Source organism: Ruegeria sp. AF7, assembly GCF_056541885.1.
In genome coordinates, this window is the sequence record NZ_JBQFYX010000001.1 from 1,036,820 (window position 1) to 1,056,946 (window position 20,127).

The window sequence follows — 20,127 nt, forward strand, 5'->3', positions numbered from 1 at the left end:
ATGGCACAGATCAAGCTTTCAAACCTTCGACACAGCTATATGCCATCGCCAAAAGGCCCCGAGGACTATGCCCTGAAGGAAATCGACGTGACATGGCGCGATGGCGGGGCCTATGCGCTGTTGGGGCCGTCAGGTTGTGGTAAGTCCACGCTGCTGAACATCATATCCGGTCTTCTCACCCCCTCGGAAGGCCGGATTCTGTTCGATGATCAGGACGTCACCGCCCTGCCCCCGGATCAACGCAACATCGCGCAGGTTTTCCAGTTTCCGGTGATCTACGACACGATGACCGTGGGCGAGAATCTGGCCTTCCCGTTGAAGAACCGGGGTGTCGACGCCGAAACCATCAAGCGCCGTGTTCTGGAAATCGCCGAGATGCTGGACGTCACGGATATGCTGAACACCCGCGCATCAGGCCTGAGCCCGGACAACAAGCAGAAGATCTCGATGGGTCGCGGCCTTGTTCGCGACGATGTGAATGCGGTGATGTTCGACGAACCGCTGACCGTGATCGACCCGCACCTGAAATGGAAACTGCGGTCCAAGCTGAAAGAGCTGCATCAGCGCGTGCAGGCCACAATGATCTACGTGACACACGACCAGACAGAGGCGCTGACCTTCGCCGACGAGGTGGTGGTAATGCAAGACGGTGAAGTGGTTCAGATCGGAACACCCGTCGAATTGTTTGAACGGCCACAGCACACATTTGTCGGCCATTTCATCGGCTCGCCGGGCATGAACGTCCTTCCATGTGAAGCAAAAGGCGACCGCGCCGTTTTTGAAGGACACGAGGTCATGCTGGAAGGTCCCACACACGGTGACGGCGGACGCACCGATCTGGGTATCCGCCCGGAATATGTAGGTTTCGGCGACACCGGCATTCCGGCGCATGTGACCAAGGTCGCCGATATCGGCCGCCACTATGTGGTCAGCGCAGTGGTCGGCAACACCGCCCTCAAGGTCGTGACCGAACACGTTGTACCGGAACCGGGATCACAGGTCTTCTTGCAATTCAAACCCGAACAATCCCGCATCTACCGCGACGGCTGGATTGCAACTCAGGAGCGGGCGCAATGAGAACGGAAAACCAAAAGGCATGGTTCTTTGTCCTGCCCGTACTTGCGCTGGTGGCGTTCAACGCGCTGGTGCCCATGATGACGGTGGTCAACTACTCGGTGCAGGAAACCTTCGGCAACAACCAGTTCTTCTGGGAAGGTTTGGGCTGGTTCGAACAGATCCTGCGATCCGACCGTTTTCAGGCAGCACTTGGACGGCAATTCCTGTTTACCTTCCTGATCCTGCTGATCGAGGTGCCCTTGGGCATCATCGTCGCCCTGTCGATGCCGCGCAAAGGGTTCTGGGTGCCGGTCTGTCTGGTGCTGATGGCCTTGCCGATGCTGATCCCTTGGAATGTGGTTGGCTCGATGTGGAACATCTTCACCCTGCCCAAGATCGGATTGCTGGGATATTTCCTGAATGACGTGCTGGGCATCAACTATGATATGACGCAACAGCCGCTGTCGGCCTGGGTAACCGTTATCGTCATGGACGTCTGGCACTGGACCTCGCTGGTCGTGCTGCTGTGCTATGCGGGCCTCGTATCGATTCCGGACGCCTATTATCAGGCCGCCAAGATCGACGGCGCCAGCCCATGGTCGGTGTTTCGTTACATCCAGTTGCCCAAGATGAAGACGGTTCTGACCATCGCGGTTCTGCTGCGGTTCATGGACAGCTTCAATATCTATACCGAGCCTTTTGTTCTGACTGGGGGTGGTCCCGGCAACTCGACCACCCTGCTGTCGATTGACCTTGTGAAGATCGCACTGGGGCAGTTCGACCTTGGCCCGGCGGCAGCGATGAGCCTGATCTACTTCGCCATCACTCTGCTGGTGTCGTGGCTCTTCTACACTCTGATGACAAAGGACGACGCAGAATGAAAAAGCGGTCCATCATCCCGATCCTCTATATCGCGTTCCTGATGCTGCCGATCTATTGGCTGGTGGCGATGTCCTTCAAGACAACGAACGAGATTCTGTCGGGCTTTTCCCTGTTTCCCCAGACTTTTACGCTGGAAAACTATATCACCATCTTCACAGACCCAACCTGGTATTGGGGTTACATCAACTCGATCACCTATGTGACTCTGAACACAGTGCTTTCCGTCTGCGTTGCCCTGCCTGCGGCTTATGCGTTCTCACGCTATCGGTTCCTCGGTGACAAGCAACTGTTCTTCTGGCTGTTGACCAACCGTATGGCTCCGGCGGCCGTGTTCGCCCTGCCATTCTTCCAGCTTTATTCGTCGATCCACCTGTTCGACACGTATCTGGCCGTGGCTTTGGCCCATACGCTGTTCAACGTGCCGCTGGCGGTGTGGATTCTGGAAGGCTTCATGCGTGGCATCCCAAAGGAGCTGGATGAAACCGCCTATGTGGATGGATATTCGTTCCCGCGTTTCTTCGTGACGATCTTTCTGCCCAACATCAAGGCAGGTGTCGGTGTCGCGGCGTTCTTCTGCTTTATGTTCTCATGGGTAGAAATGCTGCTGGCCAAGACCCTGACCGCGGTTGAGGCCAAACCCATCGCTGCCGTGATGACCCGCACAGCATCCAGTGCCGGGTACGAATTGGGGCTGCTGGCCGCCGCCGGCACCCTGACCATCATCCCCGGTGCCATCGTCATCTGGTTTGTTCGCAACTACATCGCGCGTGGCTTCGCGATGGGACGTGTGTGAGGTTCAATATGCGAAAACTGCTTCTCACCCTGCCCTTCCTGCCCTCAGCAGCCTTTGCCCAGGCCAAGGCCGGATGGGGCAATGTCGGACAAGAGGCCGAAAAAGGGTTCTCGTGGACGGACCCCCTTTGGCCCGATTTCTGGATGGCATGGACACCTGCCACGCTGGCCGTGTTTGTCGGTATCTTCTCGGCCATTGCATGCATTGGCTTGCTGGAAGGCTTCAAATTCCGCGACGGGATCGAGCGACGCGGGGTTCTGGGGCTGACGACCACGCTGGGGGATCGCCTGTTCATCACCCTTCTGGGGGCCGCATATATTTTCCTGGCGTGGCTTGGATTGATTGGGCAACCCGTCTGGACACCACTATTCCTGTCCATTGGCTGGGGCGTTTTTGTGTTCTGGAAAGTTTAGACTTTGAGAAATCGCGAAAGGATGCTTGTCTGTCAGGCATAATAACGATGACGACACCGAGACCGATGCGAAAGAAAAAGACAACAAATCTGCTGACCGAGGTCGAACTGGAGTTCATGAACGAGCTCTGGGCCCTCGGGCAAGGCTCGGTGCGTGATGTCCTGGACCGCCTGCCGTCAGAACGCAACCTGGCCTACACATCCGGGGCCACGATCCTGCGCATTCTGGATGAGAAGGGTTTTGTGGAGAGTCACAAATCTGGAAAAACCCTGATCTACACACCTCTTCTGGAAAAGGACAGATATCAGGCCCGTTCGCTGCAAAATCTGTCGCGCACGCTTTTCGACGACACCCCCGCCACACTGGTGGCGCGGCTGGTCGACGATGCGGGGCTGAGCGAAGCCGACCTGGAGGAAATTCGAGCACTGGTAGAGAGGAGACTGCAAAATGACAGCGGTTAGACCGGTTCTCGACGCATTCATCGAACTCAACATCGTGCTGGCATTTTCGGCGGTCATCTGGCTGGTGACCCGCACGGCCCTAAGCCGCACCGTCCTACGCAATGGCTATGTCGCACAGTTGCGGGTGCTCAAGACCTTGAGCATTTGTGTTCTTGCCAGTCCGTTTCTCGCGGTTTGCGTGTCGTCGCTGGCGACTTACGCTTGGCCGGGCAGTGCCGTGGCCCTTGGCGATATCGCCGTTGCAGCCTATCTGCGCGGTGACATCGCAATGCCTGCCACGCAGTTCGAAGCACTGCTGAACACCCGCGAAAGGTGGGTTGATCTGGCATTGTCCGGACAGCAGCCTGTGATCACCCTCGTTGCCGCCATACTTGCCTGTATCGCAGCCGTGTACGCTGCGCGTGCCTTGCGGGACGCAATGACGATCCGTCAGACTGTCAATTCCAGTTTTCTTTGGCGGCGGTCCGCCAAGGTGGATATTCGGCTTTCCGATCGCATCACTGTGCCCTTTGCCGTGCGAGGACTTCGCCGCCGCCACGTCGTTCTACCCAGCCATCTGCTGGACACCCCGCGCGAGTTGCGTTTTGCACTTGCCCACGAGTTTCAGCATATCCGTACGGGTGACGTCGAATGGGAACTGGGGTTTGAGCTGCTGCGTCCGCTGTTGTTCTGGAACCCGGCCTATCTGATGCTCAAGTATCAGTTCGGCCGGCTGCGCGAGTTGGCCTGCGACCAGTCGGTTGTTGCGCGCAAACGGATTGATGCGCGGGAATACACGGCGTGCCTGCTGGACTATTGCGCCCGGACAATCTCAACCAACAGCCCACGCGTTCTGAATGTTGCTTTTGTGACTGGCGGCAAGGCAAAACGCGTGTTGCGGCAACGTGTAATCGCGCTGACCGATGTTCAGCCATCGGTACCTGCCCTACCGGGAGTGTTCCTTGGAATGACGCTGATCTTTGGTGCGCTTTTGGCTCTGGGGTCGGCCTCAATCCAGCAGACACGGGATTGGAGCCATGACCGCCTGATGCTGTCGACAGTGGTCAACCTGGAACGGCTGGAAGCGCGCAATCAGGGGAACTGACCTGATCGCTTACCAGCCGCGACGCCCGAACAGCGAGTGAAGCCGCCCCTGATCGGCAAAAGGCTCGGGCGTTTGCACGCGTTCCAGCCGTGCCACTACGCGCGCGACAAGAACCCATCCTATGACAGCAAAGATGACGCCCCCAAAAGCCTGACCCAGCAGAACGCCCGAGGCCCCGGCGATTTGTGAGCCAATCATGGCAAACACCCATGTGCCAATAGTGTGACGACCCCAGTTTATCCATGTGGAATAGACCGGATGGCCCAGATTGTTGAAACTGGCATTTGTCACAAAAATCACACCATTGAAGAACGACGCCAATGCCAGCGGGCCGCAGAACAGATAAATCAGTACGCGCGTTTCCCCCTGGGCTGCGAACAAATTTGCAATTGGGGACCGCAGCAAAAACAAAATAGCCGACATGCAAAGAACATAGATTGCGGTGAACTTGATCCCGGCCAGAAACGCAGTGCGCACGCGATCAAATTTTTCTGCCCCGAAATTCTGCCCGATGATTGGCCCTATCGCGCCGGACAGCGCAAAGATGACCGAAAACGCCACCGGCAACAGCCGCCCGATCACCGCCATACCCGCAACTGCATCCGTTCCGAACTGCGCGATTTCCCGAACAACGATGGCATTCCCGATCGGCGTGGCGACGTTCGTCAGAACAGCAGGGATTGCGATGGCCCGCACGGGCCGAAAATCCTGTGCCACCTGTTTCATCGATGGGCGTGCAAACCCCTGATGCACCCGCAGCGCGGGCCATAAGGCTGCGCCCAACATACATAGCCGCGCCAGAACTGAGGCTATCGCGGCCCCATCCAACCCCAGTCCAACGGCAAATATCAAAATCGGGTCAAGAACTGCATTCACAACGCCGCCGTAAATCGTTGCCATCATTGATCGGCGCGCATCGCCGTGGGCGCGCAGCACAGCCATCGCCGCCATCGCAATCGACATCACCCACATAGTCGGCAGAATGATCGACACATAGCGCGTCGCCAGCCGCAAAACCTCGCCCTTTGCGCCAAGCAGCGACAGCAGAAAGCTGACGTTCAGCAGCACCAAAACGGAGGTTACCAACCCGACGATCAGCCCCAGCACGGCGACACTGGACGCGTATTGCCTTGCCTGTTCGACCCGCCCGCCGCCCAACTCACGCGCGACCAGCGCCCCGGCAGAAATCGACAGACCGATATTGATGGCGTTCGTAAAAAACAGCAGCGTCCCGGCATAACCTACCGCTGCGGCCAGCGCGTCGTTGCCCAGCATCGAGATAAAGACCATATCGACAAAATCGACAGCAAAGATCGCCATCAATCCAATGCTCGTGGTCAGCGACATGCGCGTCACATGCAGCATCAGGTTGCCACTTAGAAAGATTGCCTTACCTGATGATTTTTCCATCAATACTCTGGTCGTCCCACCTGCGCGACCCAGACGGGCCCATGATGCCACTGCGTTCGACAAGGGAAAGCCCCGGGCAACGCCTAAGTAAACTCACGCGTTTCCGGGGCTTTGTACACCGATTATTTTGAGTTCTGGCTGAGCCGGCCGGAATTACACAAAGCGGTTCACGTAATTCTCAAGCACTTCCTGACGCCCCGAGCGCGGCTGAGGATTGAGGTCTTCGGCAAGCACCCGTGCCGCAATCTCGTCGAGGTCGGAATTCAGCATCGCCTGAGCCTTGGGCGTTTTCCAGCCTGCATACCGGTCGGCCAGCGCCTGTTCCAGACCACCATCTTCAAGCATCGCAGCTGCCGCTTTCAGGCCCCGGGCACAGATATCCATCCCGCCCACATGCGCAGCGATCAGGTCTTCGGCGTCGATGGATTGCCTGCGAAGTTTAGCGTCGAAGTTGGTGCCACCCGTGGTAAACCCGCCCGCTTTCAGGATGTGGTAATAAGCCAGCGCGACTTCGGGCGTGTTGTTGGGGAACTGATCCGTATCCCACCCGGACTGGTAATCGTTCCGGTTCATGTCGATGGACCCAAGCATACCCTCAGCCGCAGCAACAGCGATCTCATGTTCGAAACTGTGTCCTGCCAGGATTGCGTGCCCTTGTTCCAGGTTCAGCTTGACCTCATCCTCGAGGCCGTACTTGCGCAGGAAACCGATACAGGTTGCCGCATCGAAATCATATTGATGCTTGGACGGCTCCTGCGGTTTGGGTTCGACGAGGATCGTGCCTTTGAAGCCGATCTTGTGCTTGTACTCGACCACCATGTTCAGGAACCGGCCCATATGATCCAGTTCGGCCTTCATGTCGGTATTGAGCAGCGTCTCGTAGCCCTCGCGTCCACCCCAAAGCACATAGTTCTCGCCGCCCAGTTTGTGGGTCGCGTCCAAACAGGATTTCACCGTGGCGGCAGCGAAAGCAAAGACGTCGGGGTCGGGGTTGGTGCTGGCACCCCCCATCCAGCGACGGTGGCTGAACATGTTGGCCGTTCCCCACAACAGCTTGGTGCCGGATGCCTGCATCTTTTCACCGATATAATCGGTGATCTCATTCAGCGTGCGCAGGTTTTCTGCAAAACTGCCCTGTTCGGGACGGATATCCGCGTCATGCCAGCAGAAATAGGGCTGGCCAATGATCTCGAACATCTCAAAGGCAACATCGGCCTTCATTTCAGCGCGGCCCATGTCATCTTGCGGATGCCATGGACGTTCAAAAGTCGAGCCACCAAACGGATCCCCGCCTTCCCAGGCAAACGAGTGCCACCACGCCACGGCAAAACGCAGGTGATCCTCCATGCGCTTACCCATCACGATCTCGTCCGGGTTGTAGTGACGGAATGCGAGCGGGTTCTTACTGTTCTCGCCCTCGAATTGGACCTGCTCGATCCCCTGAAAGAAACCGCTCGTCATCTCGTTTACCTCATTCCGTCTTTTCGCCGGGCTTCTTGCCCAGAATGATCATCGACAACAGATCGTCATCCGTGACATCGGCGATGTCGACAGTGCCAACCAGTTGCCCGTTTTTCATGACCGAAGCCCGGTCGCACAGCTCCATCACTGCATGCACATCGTGGTCGATCAGGAAAATCCCGATCCCCTGCGCCTTGAGCTGCTGGATCAGGTCCGCCACCATCTGTGTTTCGTGTGGGCCAAGCGCGGCTGTGGGCTCGTCCATGATCAGGATACGCGCGTTGAAGTACACCGCACGCGCGATGGCCACCGACTGCCGCTGACCGCCGGACAGCGCCGAGACCGGGTCATTGAACTTCTGAAAGTTCGGGTTCAACTGTGCCATGATCTTGCGGCATTCGGCCTCCATCGCGGCATCGTTGACCAACCCGAAGGGCGTGACCATCTCCCGCCCCAGGAAAAGGTTCGAACTTGCATCCAGATTGTCCGCCAAGGCCAGCGTCTGATAGATCGTCTCGATATTGTTTGCACGCGCATCGCGGGGGTTGTTGATCTCAACCCTCTTGCCGTCGATCAGGATCTCTCCGTGGTCCTTCTGATAGGCACCCGAAAGCACCTTGATCAGCGTAGATTTACCGGCCCCGTTGTGGCCCAGAAGGCCCACAACCTCGCCCGGGTACAAGTCGACCGAGACACGGTCCACCGCCTTGATGCCGCCGAACGAAATCGAGATATCGCGCATTTCGACAAGCGGAGGCTGGCCGGACCCACGGCCCGAAGTTTGGTTCTGTGTTTCTTGTGCTTGCATCATTTCGCTCCCAGACGTTTGCGATAGACGATGTCGATATAGACGGCCAAAACCAGAACGGTGCCCACGACGATGTTCTGAAAGGGTGCGTCCACGCCAACCATGGCCATGCCCGATTGCAGCGCCTGCATGATCAGCGCGCCTAGGATCGCGCCGTAGATCGTACCAATACCGCCGGACAAGGCGGTGCCGCCGATCACGGCCGCAGCAATCACGCGCAGCTCATCCAATGTGCCGATATCGTTCGAGTGGTTGGCCAGACGGGCCGAGGCCACGACCGCGGACAGCGCACACAGAAACCCCATCAGGGCAAAGATCTTGACGGTCATCATGCGGGTGTTGATGCCCGACAGTTCCGCCGCATCCGGGTTGCCCCCCGTGGCAAAGATATAGCGGCCAAATCGGGTTTTGCGGGCCACAACAGTCAAGGTTACCGCAACAAGGATCAGGATCAGAACCGAGATCGGGATACCATAACCCACAACAAGCCCTTCAGGCATGGTCTCACCCCGCGCTTCGAACATACGTTCCAGCCTGCGGGTGGGGATCGAGTAACTGTTGACGATCAAGACATATCCCATAATGGCGATGCCAACGATCCCCGCCAAAGTAGTTTCAGCCCAAACCGGTTTCACAGGGAACCCATGGGCAGCCTTGGAGCGGCGACCGCTCCACAACGCCCAGACCGCAATAGCGGTGGCGGCAAGGCCGAACAGAAGGCTGACGGTTGTACCCAAGGTCCCGTTGGTTCCGCCAAATATCAGGAACGTGCTGTCCAGCGGGCCGATTGTCTGGCCATCGGTCATGTACCAGGCGACGTTGCGCCAGACCAGAAAACCGCCAAGCGTCACGATAAAGGCCGGTATGGTCAGATAGCCTACCATCCAACCGTGGAATGCACCGATCAAGGTTCCAACTGCAAGGCCGACAATCAGGGTGATAGCCCAAGTCGCCGGGTGGTTCAAACCTAACCCCAGCACGTTCGGCAGGAGCTCGGTCTGGGTCATCGCCATGACGGCAGATGTGGTCGCCAGCAGCGCGCCGACCGAAAGATCAATATGGCGCATCACGATAATGAACACCATGCCACAAGCCATGATCGCGACCGAGACGGTCTGGATCGACAGGTTGAACAGGTTTCTGGGCGTCAGAAAACGGCCATCCGTTACGATGTTGAAGCCGATGCACAGGATGATGAAGGCGCCGATCATGCCCAATAGCCGCATGTCCAGTTCCAGTTGCTGGAACAGGTTAGCCTTTGCTTTTTGGGGTACCGGCTGAGACGAAGTTTCGGTCATATCCGATCTTTCATGTTCAGCTATGGTCTCTGGCCCGGCCTTGCGGGCCAGAGACGTTATGGTTTGGAGACTTGACTTAGTTGCAGGGTGCAGGACCGTTTTCGACGCCCTGGCACAGGTCTTCCAGCGGAATCCAGCCAGCATCGACTACAACGGACAGGTTGTCTTTGGTGATCGGCACAGGCGCCAGGAAGACCGAGTTCATCTCGGTGCCACCGGGCGAAGTCCAGCTGATCGCACCTTCGACGTCTGCCGCAGCCGTTCCACCACTCAGCGCGACCGCGATTTCACCTGCGGCTTTGCCCAGTTCGCGTGCGTCTTTCCAGACCGAGACGGTTTGTGTGCCTTTGGCCACCCGGTTCAGCGCCGCATGGTCGCCATCCTGACCCGACACCGGAATACCGTCCATACCTTGCGCGGTCAGTGCAGCAACTACACCGCCTGCGGTTCCGTCATTTGACGCGACCACAGCATCGACTTTGTTTTCGTTGGCGGTCAGGATCTGTTCCATGTTGCGCTGCGCGTTCGCAGGCAGCCAGCCATCGGTATAGGCTTCGCCCACGATCACAATGTCACCACTGTCAACAGCGCCCTGAATGATCTCCTGTTGACCACCGCGCAGGAAATCCGCGTTCGGGTCGGTGGGCGAGCCCTTGATCATCACATAGTTGCCCTTGGGCATGGCGTCGAACACCGCGCGCGCCTGCATACGACCGACTTCGACATTGTCAAAGGTCAGGTAGAAGGCCCGATCATCTTCGATCAGACGGTCATACGCGATGACTGGGATACCTTCGTCGGCCGCTGCCTGAACAGCTGGACCGATGGCCTGGGAATCCTGCGCCAGAATGATCAGCGCATCAACGCCCTGGGCGATCAGACTTTCAATATCCGACAACTGCTTGGCCGACGACGATTGCGCATCTGCCGAAATATATTCGGCACCGCCCGCCTCAAGCGCGGCTTTGATTGCCGCTTCGTCGGTTTTCCAGCGCTCTTCCTGGAAGTTCGACCAGCTGACACCGACCGTGGTTTCTGCAAACGCAACCGTCCCCATCAGGACGGCCACAGCAGAAGCGCTGAGAATTCGTTTCATGATTTCCTCCCGGTTTATCGAGCCATCGCTTCATGATTCGTGGCTCTCACAATTCTGAGTAGCATATTTATTTCAGTCAGTAAAATATTTATGCTACCCGAAAGAAGAAAAACCGCTTACGCTTGGGAAATCATCAGATTCGCGAGGGCAGGATGCTGAAAAGCAAGGTTTCTTCAAACGCTACGGATCAACGAAACATCACCCGTTTGCGCGTGCTGGAACAAATCCGGTCGACCGGGGCGATATCGCGGATCGACATTGCAAGCGCGCTTGAGACCAGCCCGGCGACAGTGACAACGGCAACGTCAGATCTGCTTTCAGCTGGTCTGATTCAGGAAATCGAAGGCGAAACACCGTCTAAGTCCGCGCGCCGAGGCAGACCACGTGTGTTGCTGAAACTGCATGGCGGATGTCACCTGATTGCCGGTGTGAAAGTGGCCCGGCACCAGATTTCAGTCATTCTGGTCGATTTTGAAGGCACCGAGATCACCTCTTACACTCACCCGCTGGAAGAGGCCCGGATGGCCCCGGAGGCTTTTGCAAAAAAGATATACGCGGCGCTGGAACAGGCCTGCACCTCTGCAAGCAGGTCCCTGACAGAAGTTTCCGGCGTCTGTATCGGAATTGCCGGGCTGGTCGACGCAGAGCGGAATTTTGTACATTGGTCATCTTCGCTGACAGTGCGCAATGTGGATCTGAGCCCGCTTCTGTCCCAAGTGCTCCCCTGCCCTGCGTTTATCGAGAATGACGCCAATCTGGTTGCAAAGGCCGAACAGCTTTTCGGGCTTGGCAAAGGGCTGAAGAACTTTCTGGTTGTCACGATAGAACACGGCATTGGTTTGGGCATTGTGTTGGATGGCAAACTATATCGCGGCGAGCGCGGCTGCGGCGCGGAATTCGGGCATGTCAAAGTTCAGCTGGATGGCGCGTTATGTCAGTGTGGGCAACGCGGATGCCTTGAAGCTTATGTTGGGGAATATGCCCTGATCCGCGAGGCAACCATTGCCAGCCGGGCTACTGACCCGCACACTCTTGCTGATATTCACGCAGCCGCCCAATCCGGTGATGCCCGGTCCATTTCAGTTCTGTCCCGCGCTGGCCAGATGTTTGGAATGGGGCTTTCCAACCTGATCAATCTGTTCGATCCGGAATGCATCATTCTGTCCGGCACCCGAGGCAGCTTTGAATACCTGCATTCCGACGCAGTGATGACCCGCATCAATAACGGTGTTGTCAGCGTTGACGCGCCACTGCCTGAAATCAACGTAAACCATTGGGGGGATTCAATGTGGGCAAAAGGGGCAGCGGCCTATGGGATCGAACAAGTCTCGATCCTGAAAGTCAGGGAACTGGCGGAAAATGCAAGTTGAACTGACGATCCTGCTAGCGACAGCGTCTGCCGCCACGGCCGACATCAACCTTCCGCAGTTTCACAGCATCGACGTCCCCAGCCATGTTTACGACGGCGGATGGGAGCACTTCGTGGGCGGAGGCATCGCCGTTTTCGACTGCAATGGCGATGATCGGCCCGAACTGTTTGCCGCAGGGGGAACCAACCCGGCGCAATTGTTTGTCAACACATCAGGACCCAATGTCAGTTTTCGGCCAGAAACGCCAAGCGCGCTATCCCTGACCGGCGTGACCGGCGCCTACCCAGTGGATATCGACGGGGACGGATTTGTGGACTTGGCGGTTTTACGCGTTGGCGAAGACGTTTTGTTGCGTGGCAAGGCGAATTGCGCATTCGAACCGTTCACCTCGTTGAATTTCCAGTCTCAGGAACACTGGACCACCGGTTTTTCCGCCACCTGGGAAAGTGGTCAAACCCTGCCGACACTGGCTTTTGGAACATATGTCGACCGAACCAATCCCGATGGCCCGTTTGAAGCCTGCGGGCCGACGCTTTTGTATCGCCCCGAAGGGACGGCTTATGGCCCGCCTCTCCACCTGGTGCCGGGCCATTGTTCCTTGTCCATTCTGTTTTCCGACTGGGCGCGCACCGGGCGCGCGGACCTGCGTGTCAGTAACGACCGCCATTACTATGTGCGCGGCGGGCAAGAGCAGCTTTGGGCTATGGAAGACACGCCACACCTTTACGCGCCGGAAGATGGGTGGCTGCCTTATTCGATCTGGGGCATGGGGATTGCATCAAGGGATATATCAGGGGACGGCTTCCCTGATGTTTACCTGACCTCGATGGGGGATCAGAAGTTTCAGATCTTTGATCCCACTGCCGAGGGGCCGACATGGCGCGACGCGACTTATGACCGGGGGACAACGGCGCACAGGCCGCATGTCGGTGGCGATGGTCGCCCGTCAACCGGCTGGCATGCGCAGTTCGGCGACGTCAATAACGACGGGCGCGACGACATATTTGTCGCCAAGGGCAATGTCGAACAGATGCCCGATGCGGCGCAAACCGACCCCAACAACCTGTTGCTGCAATCCGCAAATGGTCAGTTTTTCGAAGCTGCCTCAGCGGCGGGTGTCGCCTCTATGGGCAAGTCCCGCGGTGGGGCCCTGGCGGACCTGAACGGGGATGGATCGCTTGATCTGGTCGTGGTCAATCGCGGGTCGGAACTTGAGATATTTCAGAACGAACAACAGCTTGGAAACTGGGTTCAGGTTGATCTTGGCCAGGATCGTCCCAACCGCGCAGCTGTCGGCAGCTTCATTGAAGTCAAAACCTCCGACAGAGTCCAAACGCGGGAAGTGACCATTGGCGGTGGTCACGCAAGTGGCATCTCTGGACTTCACCACTTTGGCCTGGGCAACGCGGACGAACTGGAGCTGCGGGTTATCTGGCCGGACGGCACGGTTGGTGATTGGCAGACCTTCAGAAGCAACCAAGTGCTTCGCATCGACCGCTGATCATTAATCAACAGGCAAACCGCTAGGCACATGCGCGGGCACACCCAGCCGGACCGCCGGGTCTTCCAATGTGCTGAGAAAACTCAGAATGGCGTTTACCTCATCATCACTCAGGCTAATTGGGGCCAGATCATTCGACGCTGCAATCGCCTCGGTCAGCGTGGGGTCGAGCAAGGCTTTTTGATCTTCCGCGCCCGGAAACTCTGGTAACGCTGCTTTTTCGACCGAGTAGCTGCGCAAAGATGCGACCGGGTCCAGATGATGACGGACAACATCTTCAAGCCGCGCGTAGGCTCCGTTGTGACCATAAGGTGCCGTCAGGGTCACATTGCGCAAGGATGGCGTGCGAAATTTGAAGGCGTCATCCACATTGCCCGTCACACGCAATCGCCCGTCATCGCGAACATGGTTCTCGAACCGGGCGGCTTTTCCCGGCCCGATTTGCGGCATGGCGATAGAATGAAATCCATGATCCGTCTGGAACCAGCCGGAATGGCAGGTGCTGCACCCGGCCTTGCCGTAAAAAAGGTCGAGCCCCATTTGTGCCTGCTCGGGCAGCGCCTCTTTCCCCTGCATCGCGCGATCAAACTGGCTGTTGTCAGCGCGCCATTCAAAGGCGATGAAATCGGCAATGATATTGGCGATTGCGGTAAAAGTGATCTCTTCTCCAGGCGCGAGCTGGTCAAAGCGCGCCCTGTATTCCGGGATTGCGGCAACACGCGCCGCGATAAGGTCCCATGCGCCGTCCTTTTGAGTCAGCAAACCAAGACGCACAGCTTTGCTCACTTCGTTTTCCGAATAGTGGCCCGCCATTTCGTCAGCCGACAAGACCGGGAACATCGCTTGCGCGGCCAGTGCAGATTGGAAGCCCGGCCTCATATCTGTGCCCAAGGGCGTTCGGAACCCGTCAGGCTGCGACGGGTCTGCCTCAAGACGCCCGTCATGAAAGAAGGTGGTGAATTCCAGCGCCCCAAGGTTCCACAGCCCCGGTGCATTTCGGGGAATGCGCTGCTCGGGCATGTTTTCCTGATCAAGCCTGCGCGCTGCCCCCAGCCCCACACCGCCTTCGCCGATACCCAGAGACAGCGCGTCTGACGTTCCCAGTTTCGGATGATGACAAGTGGCGCAGCTGATGTTTTTGTTCCCCGACAGGATCGGGTCGTAAAACAGCAACTGTCCCAGTTCGACCTTGGCAAGGTCCGATTCTACAAATTGAGGAAGCGGCCCGAGGTCCTGCGCCTGCGCCGCCGACAGTGTCACGCAAAAGGCCAAAGCATACATCGATATCGCAACTTTCATGCCAGATCCTCTGCGATTTCCAACGTCAGAACTTGTTTATACGGATTGTCCGGAGAATAGATGACGGACGGAAACAAGGGGTGGTTCACAGCGTCCGTGTAACCGGACGGTTCAATGCAAAGCCCTGCGCATGGCCTGAAAGGATCGGACAGGTGCGCGGCGGAATAGACCTGCGCGCCGGGCTGATCAGAGTAGATATTCATGCGCAAACCTGACGGTGTTTCGACTGTGGCAACCGGTCGATCGAAATTGCCCGCCTCTTCAAACACGAAGTAGTGGTCAAGGCCACGCCCCTCATCACCGATAACGCGCGCGGATGAGAAATCCAGCGCTTGGTTTTCGATCTCATTCACGACGCCTGTCGGAACAGAGCTGTCGCCCAGTTCCAGTACCCGCTTGGAATTCAGGGTCAAACGGCTGTCAAGAATACCGCTTTGGCACCCCAGAGTATAGTAATTGTGCTGCGCAATGCTGATCGGCGTAGGACGGTCCGGCCATGCGGTGATCGTGTAAGTCAGCCGTGGAAATGCCAGCTCGACATGAATCTCGAACCTGATTTCTCCGGGAAAACCGTCAGCGCCGTCAGGTGACGTCAAGGACAGAACTGCACGGTTCTGCTTGGTCTTCCTGATAATCCAGTGGCTGCGTGACAGCCCGACCACACCGCCATGCAGCGTGTTTTCCCCTTCATTCGTTGACAGGCGATAAGCGGCATCCTGCATTTTAAACTTTGCGCCACCGATCCGATTGGCGACGCGACCCACGATTGCGCCTATGTAATAAGGGTCGGTCAGATATTCCTGCGGGTTTGGATAGCCCAGGATCAGGGGCGTTTCACCGATCCACCACCCTTGTGTGATCGCCCCATAGCTCAGCAGGGAAACTGACATCGCGCCATCTTCCAGAACAACCTGTTCGATGGGTACGGAAGTGGCGCCCTTCATCATGGCGCAGACAGGGGGGATAGAGCGGCATAGAACCGGCGGTATCTTTGATATTCAGCCTCATAAGCGTCGAATAACCCCGCGCGCGGCTGAACAATTTCTGAGGTTTCTGGCGATGTCATGAGCTCCGCCGGGTCTGCACCAATTACTGAACAGGCAGCAAGGCGCGCCGCTCCGATGGCGGCTCCGAATTCACTGCCTTTGGGCAAGGCAAGCGGAATGTTCAGAACAGTTGCCAGCGTCTCGACCCAGAACCGGGATCGTGCACCCCCGCCGACGACCATCAGGCTTTCAGGCTTTGTTCCCGTGCTCCTGAGGGCTTCAAGGCAATCACGCAGCGCGAACGAGACACCTTCCATCACGGACTGTGCAAGATCCGCTGGATCTGACGCAATATCCAGCCCCATGAATGCCCCCCGGATGGCGCTGTCATTATGAGGGGTACGTTCCCCCGACAGGTATGGCAGGAACATTGTCTTCGACGGCCCGGTGACGGTATCCGGCAACGCCGATGCGAGTGCGCCAACGGATTGGCCGAGGTTCCGGGACAGCCAGTTCAGGCTGTTGGTCGCCGACAGGATGACGCCCATTTGAATCCAGCGCTCCGGCACCGCGTGGCAGAAGCAATGAACCGCCGTTTCCGGTGCGGGCGCGTAACTGTCCTTGGCAACCAGCAGCACACCCGACGTTCCCAGCGATAGAAAACCGCTGCCTTCGGCGATGCTTCCAATACCACAGGCCGCCGCCGCGTTGTCGCCTGCCCCGCCGGCAACAACAACGGGTCCGGTCAGGCCCCAGTGCTGCAAAATCTCCGCCCTCAGCTCGCCCCCGGCGGCGCTGCCTTCGACCAGTTCGGGCATCTGATCCCGACGCATGTGGCTGAGTTCAAGCGCTGTTTCCGACCATTCGCGGCATCCGACGTCCAACCACGCGGTACCCGCGCTGTCGGACATGTCGCTGATGTATTCTCCGGTCAGCCAGAAGCGCAAATAATCTTTGGGGAGCAAGACTTTGGCAGTCTTTTCAAAAACGTCAGGTTCATGCCTGCGCACCCATTCCAGTTTGGGCGCAGTGAAGCCGGGAAAAACGATGTTTCCGGTGATCGATCGCATCGCGGAAAGCGCATCCAGTTCGGCAGCTTCACGGGCAGACCTTGTGTCGTTCCAAAGGATACAGGGCCTCAAGACGCGACCCTGTCGGTCCAGAAGCGTTGCGCCATGCATATGTCCGCTCAGACCAATGCCCCGCACTGCCGAAAACGCAGCGCCGTTTTGCCCGCGCAACTGGGCAACGACCTTTTGACACGCTTCAACCCAATCCGCAGGTTCCTGCTCTGACCAGCCCGGATGCGGTGTCGATGTGTTCACGTTCGCTTCGGCCTCGGCAACGACGTCGCCGTCTTCACTGACCACAATTCCCCGAAGACCTGACGTCCCCAAATCAAGACCGAGATACACCTGTTCCTCCCACTTGTAAGCCGCAATACTGTAGGCAACAGAAACCCAGTTTTGCAAAGGCATCAGGTTTCACTGGCACAGTTTGCGCTAACATAACAGGGTGAAACAAGACAAGGCACATAAAAATTGATGCCGGTCTGGACGGCACTGAATGACCGGGAACCAGACAGCGACCAATACGAAGGGGCCCGGTAAGAGGTGACCTGAACTAAGCCGCAGGAGAAATTTTTTGCGATTGTCTGGCGCCATGTTTCCGTAAAAACTTCGGAACGTTCTCATCTTACTGATTTCGGGCAGGCAGAGCGTCTGACACCATGATCAGTCGCAAGAAGGAAATCGGCAAATGAAGTCACATGCCAAAGTTGTTGTCGTTGGCGGCGGATGTGTGGGCGCGTCCATTCTGTATGGGCTGACACAGCACGGCTGTAGCGATGCGGTGATGCTGGAACGGACCACGCTGACCTCAGGCTCGACCTGGCATGCCGCAGGTCTGCTGGTCACCTTCGTGCGGTCCCATAACGTGTCGAAGATGACGATGGAAACCATCCGCATCTATTCCGAAGTCGAACAGAAGATGGGTGCATCGGTAGGCTTGCGCAAAGTGGGTCAGCTGCGCGTTGCCAACACCCAGGAACGTTGGGATGAATTCCAGTCATATATCTCGATTGCCGAGGCCGCCGGTGTGCCCTGCAAACTGTTGACTCCGGCGGAAATTGCCGATGTTCATCCCCTTCTGAGCCAGTCCGAGCATATTCGTGGCGGTATTCTGCATACCGAGGACGGCTATGTGAACCCGGCCGACATCACCATGGCAATGGCAAAGCTGGCGCGGGACGCAGGTGCCAAGGTCTTTCAAAACACCGAAGCACGGGCGTATGAAAAGCTGGAAAGCGGTCATTGGAAAGTGACCACCAATCAGGGAGAGATCACGTGCGAGCACCTGGTTTTTGCCACCGGCAACTATGCCCGTGAAAATGCCCGGCGCGTTGGGCTGGACCTGCCCTGCATTCCCATCATTCACCAATACTGGACCACGGAAACCGTTCCTCTGCTCAAGGAACGTCGCGCGCAGGGTCTTCCCGAGTTCCCGATCCTGCGGGATGAGGATTACGGCGCATACCTGCGTGAAGATGTGGGCGGCATTCAGTTCGGGCCCTATGAATTCACCAAGGACCTGAAGCTGTTTGCCGAAGACCGCGTGCCACCTGACTTTGGCGCAGACCTCTTGCCCGAGGATTTCGATGCCGTGGAAAACCAATGGGAACGGGCAATCGAACGGGTGCCAGTTCTTGGCGAGGTGGGCATCAAGGCCAACACGCGCGGCCCCTTCCAAATGACGCCGGACGAATTGCCACTTGCCGGACCAGCGCCGGGGCACAAAAACCTGTGGCTGGCCGAAGGGATGCCCGGTGGCATTCTGTGGGGCGGCACCGTGGGCGAACGGCTGGCCCGCTGGATCGTCGATGGGGATCCGGGCATGGACATGTCGGAACTGGACCCGCGTCGTTTCTCTGACTACGCCTCCAAACGCTGGACCATGGATAAGGTTCGCGAAACCTGGGGCACACATATGAACGCGCATATCCCCGGCGAAGATTTCCCGGACGCGCGCCCAATGAAAACCGTGGGGTCTTACGATCTGCTGACGGCGCACGGCGCAGTCTGGACCAGCTTCAACGGCTATGAATTCCCGCGCTGGTTCGCCAAATCGCCGCAAGAGGCGATCCCCGAACATTCTTTCCGCCGCACCAACCACATGGAACGCGTTCAGGAGGAAGTACGTACCACCCGCGAAAAGGCCGGGTTCATCGAGATGTCGCCGATGACCAAGTTTACTGTACGCGGACCCGGCGCAGCGCGGTGGCTGGGCGGTCTGATGGCAAACAAAATGCCCAAGGTGGGCCGGATGAGCCTGTCGCTTTTGCTAAACCCCAATGGTGGCATGGATGCGGAATACACAGTTGTCCGCTATGCCGAGAATGATTTCTATCTGGTCTCGACCCCGAATTGGCGCGCCTATAACTGGGATCAGCTGCAACGTCTGTTACCACAAGATCAATCGGTTATCCTTGAAGACGTTTCGGAACAGTTGGGTGTGATCGCTCTGGCCGGTCCCAAGGCGCGCGAGATTTTGCAACCGCTGACCGACAACGATTTGTCGAATGCTGCTTTTCCCTGGCTCTCTGCGCAAAAGGGTGAAGCGGGCTATGCCAAAGACGTAAACCTGCTTCGGGTATCTTACACAGGCGAGCTGGGTTGGGAACTGCACCATCCTGTCGGGTATAACCGACACCTTGTCGACCTGCTTTTGAAAGCCGGTGTAAAACCCTTCGGGCTTGAGGCGTTGGAGTCCATGCGCCTTGAAAAGTCCTATCGCGCCATCAACCGCGAGATTTGCAAGGACATGACACCGTATGAGGCCAGCCTTGATCGGTTTGTCGTCACCGAGGGGCGCGAGTTCATCGGAAAAGCGGCGCTGGAGAAGCAGAGAAGCGAGGGCAATCACAAACGGTTGGTCACGTTGAAGCTTCCCTTTGGCGAAACATCGGTGATGTTCGATGAGGGTGTTTATGCAAACGGTGAACTGATCGGGCGCGTTACGTCGGGTGGGTTCTCTTATTATTGCAACCACGACATAGCGATGGCACTTGTACCAAACGATATGACCGCGCCGGGTACAAGGATGCAGGTGTTGGTCCATTACGAAATGCGCGATGCCGAGGTGATCGATACTTGCGCCGTTGATCCCACCAACGCGCGTGCGCGTGCCTAACCCCTGAAGTAAAAAGACTGG

Annotated in this window: 17 protein-coding genes; 9 read left to right on the top strand and 8 right to left on the bottom strand. The window is 57.5% G+C overall.

Translation table 11 applies throughout. From position 1 onward, the window contains the following. The 6 genes from ACR0AP_RS05195 (at nt 1) to ACR0AP_RS05220 (ending at nt 4,689) form a co-directional block, all read left to right on the top strand. Nucleotides 1–1,077 carry an ABC transporter ATP-binding protein gene (locus tag ACR0AP_RS05195; RefSeq protein WP_480505702.1) on the top strand — a complete coding sequence of 359 codons (1,077 nt, stop codon included), beginning with the start codon at nt 1–3 and terminating at the stop codon, nt 1,075–1,077. Further along, the gene (locus ACR0AP_RS05200; protein WP_480505704.1) at nt 1,074–1,937 is read left to right on the top strand and encodes a carbohydrate ABC transporter permease; all 864 of its coding nucleotides are present in this window, start codon (nt 1,074–1,076) and stop codon (nt 1,935–1,937) included. Before ACR0AP_RS05195 ends, ACR0AP_RS05200 begins: the two co-directional genes overlap by 4 nt. Continuing rightward, a complete protein-coding gene (locus ACR0AP_RS05205) occupies nt 1,934–2,731 on the top strand; it encodes a carbohydrate ABC transporter permease (RefSeq protein ID WP_155139158.1) in 798 nt (265 codons plus the stop codon). Before ACR0AP_RS05200 ends, ACR0AP_RS05205 begins: the two co-directional genes overlap by 4 nt. Nucleotides 2,732–2,739: 8 nt before the next feature. Continuing rightward, entirely contained in the window at nt 2,740–3,144 is a 405-nt protein-coding gene (locus ACR0AP_RS05210; protein ID WP_480505706.1) for a DUF2160 domain-containing protein, read from the top strand. Between the two features lie 65 nt (nt 3,145–3,209). Next, on the top strand, nt 3,210–3,605 hold the full coding sequence (locus ACR0AP_RS05215; protein ID WP_209504337.1) for a BlaI/MecI/CopY family transcriptional regulator: 396 nt from the start codon (nt 3,210–3,212) through the stop codon (nt 3,603–3,605). After that, nucleotides 3,592–4,689 (top strand): M56 family metallopeptidase, encoded by a 1,098-nt coding sequence (locus tag ACR0AP_RS05220; RefSeq protein WP_480505708.1) that lies wholly within the window; start codon nt 3,592–3,594, stop codon nt 4,687–4,689. Before ACR0AP_RS05215 ends, ACR0AP_RS05220 begins: the two co-directional genes overlap by 14 nt. A gap of 9 nt (nt 4,690–4,698) precedes the next feature. Here the strand turns inward: ACR0AP_RS05220 and ACR0AP_RS05225 are convergent, their stop codons facing one another. From ACR0AP_RS05225 to xylF, 5 genes are all read right to left on the bottom strand, one after another. Continuing rightward, nucleotides 4,699–6,099, bottom strand: coding sequence for an MATE family efflux transporter (locus tag ACR0AP_RS05225; protein ID WP_480505710.1), 1,401 nt, complete (start codon nt 6,097–6,099; stop codon nt 4,699–4,701). Nucleotides 6,100–6,252: 153 nt separating this feature from the next. Continuing rightward, on the bottom strand, nt 6,253–7,560 hold the full coding sequence (gene xylA, locus ACR0AP_RS05230; protein ID WP_480505712.1) for a xylose isomerase: 1,308 nt from the start codon (nt 7,558–7,560) through the stop codon (nt 6,253–6,255). Nucleotides 7,561–7,570: 10 nt separating this feature from the next. Beyond that, nucleotides 7,571–8,368: an ATP-binding cassette domain-containing protein gene (locus tag ACR0AP_RS05235; protein WP_480481611.1), complete on the bottom strand. Its 798-nt coding sequence runs from the start codon at nt 8,366–8,368 to the stop codon at nt 7,571–7,573. Further along, on the bottom strand, nt 8,368–9,666 hold the full coding sequence (locus tag ACR0AP_RS05240) for a sugar ABC transporter permease (protein WP_480505714.1): 1,299 nt from the start codon (nt 9,664–9,666) through the stop codon (nt 8,368–8,370). The genes ACR0AP_RS05235 and ACR0AP_RS05240 overlap by 1 nt, the downstream gene beginning before the upstream one ends. A 76-nt stretch (nt 9,667–9,742) precedes the next feature. Further along, on the bottom strand, nt 9,743–10,762 hold the full coding sequence (gene xylF / locus ACR0AP_RS05245) for a D-xylose ABC transporter substrate-binding protein (protein WP_209504343.1): 1,020 nt from the start codon (nt 10,760–10,762) through the stop codon (nt 9,743–9,745). A 152-nt stretch (nt 10,763–10,914) separates the two neighbouring features. Here xylF and ACR0AP_RS05250 point away from each other — a divergent pair, with 152 nt between their 5' ends. Together ACR0AP_RS05250 and ACR0AP_RS05255 are read left to right on the top strand one after the other, a co-directional pair. Beyond that, complete coding sequence (locus ACR0AP_RS05250; protein ID WP_209504344.1) at nt 10,915–12,132, top strand: ROK family transcriptional regulator; 1,218 nt, start codon at nt 10,915–10,917, stop codon at nt 12,130–12,132. Continuing rightward, complete coding sequence (locus tag ACR0AP_RS05255) at nt 12,122–13,633, top strand: CRTAC1 family protein (RefSeq protein ID WP_480505717.1); 1,512 nt, start codon at nt 12,122–12,124, stop codon at nt 13,631–13,633. The genes ACR0AP_RS05250 and ACR0AP_RS05255 overlap by 11 nt, the downstream gene beginning before the upstream one ends. Before the next feature lie 3 nt (nt 13,634–13,636). On the opposite strand, the gene ACR0AP_RS05260 is transcribed toward ACR0AP_RS05255, so the two are convergent. From ACR0AP_RS05260 to xylB, 3 genes are read right to left on the bottom strand one after another with little or no spacing between them, the layout of a single operon-like run. Then, a complete protein-coding gene (locus ACR0AP_RS05260) occupies nt 13,637–14,932 on the bottom strand; it encodes a cytochrome-c peroxidase (RefSeq protein ID WP_480505719.1) in 1,296 nt (431 codons plus the stop codon). Next, nucleotides 14,929–15,879, bottom strand: coding sequence for an aldose epimerase family protein (locus ACR0AP_RS05265; RefSeq protein WP_480505721.1), 951 nt, complete (start codon nt 15,877–15,879; stop codon nt 14,929–14,931). The genes ACR0AP_RS05260 and ACR0AP_RS05265 overlap by 4 nt, the downstream gene beginning before the upstream one ends. Beyond that, on the bottom strand, nt 15,876–17,333 hold the full coding sequence (xylB, locus tag ACR0AP_RS05270) for a xylulokinase (protein WP_480505826.1): 1,458 nt from the start codon (nt 17,331–17,333) through the stop codon (nt 15,876–15,878). The genes ACR0AP_RS05265 and xylB overlap by 4 nt, the downstream gene beginning before the upstream one ends. 343 nt (nt 17,334–17,676) lie before the next feature. Here xylB and ACR0AP_RS05275 point away from each other — a divergent pair, with 343 nt between their 5' ends. Continuing rightward, nucleotides 17,677–20,106, top strand: a complete 2,430-nt coding sequence (locus ACR0AP_RS05275) for a GcvT family protein (RefSeq protein WP_480505723.1) — start codon at nt 17,677–17,679, stop codon at nt 20,104–20,106. Nucleotides 20,107–20,127 lie beyond the last annotated feature (21 nt).